The sequence below is a fragment of the Cellulomonas sp. P5_C6 genome (genome assembly GCF_054049635.1).
Genome location: NZ_JBFULZ010000399.1, coordinates 1 through 581, shown reverse-complemented (window position 1 = coordinate 581; position 581 = coordinate 1). Strand labels below are relative to the sequence as shown.

General features: G+C 66.1%; 1 protein-coding gene. It reads right to left on the bottom strand.

Annotated features, from left to right (window positions below; all coding sequences use genetic code 11):
* Positions 1-581: pyridoxamine 5'-phosphate oxidase family protein (locus ACXJKG_RS21385; protein ID WP_456847722.1), on the bottom strand; the 581-nt coding region annotated here is incomplete at both ends.

Genomic DNA, 581 nt, shown 5'->3' with positions numbered 1-581 from the left:
GTCTGGCGCGCCCTTTCCGGCCATTGCCGGTCATATTCCGGACCGCCGACCCGGCGCTCGCTCATCTCTGCCAGGATCTCGCCGGGCGTCGGCAGGGTCTTCGGGTCGACGCGTTTGTCAGGGTTCCAGAGATCGGACCGCACGATGGCGCGGGCGCACTGGAAATAGATCTCCCCGACCGTCATCACGATCACCGTGCGTGGTGCCTTCTCCTCCACGGCGAAGGACGCCAGCAGGTCCGGATCCGTTGAGAGATGCGCCGTCCCGTTGATGCGGAGCGTGGTGCCGGCGCCGGGGATCAGGAACAGCAGCGCGATGTTGGGATCGCGCACGATGTTGCGCAGGGAGTCCACGCGATTGTTGCCGCGGCGGTCCGGCATCATCAAAGTGCGCTCGTCATGGATCCGGACGAAGCCCGGTTTGTCGCCGCGCGGTGAGCAATCCAGCCCCTCCGGGCCGGTGGTCGCCAGAGCGGCGAAGGGCGAGACCTCGATCAACCGCCGGTACTGCGCCGTTACGCAGTCCGCTACCTTGGCGGTGGATGCTTCGCCGATGTCATCGAAACGGCCGTAGATCTCTTC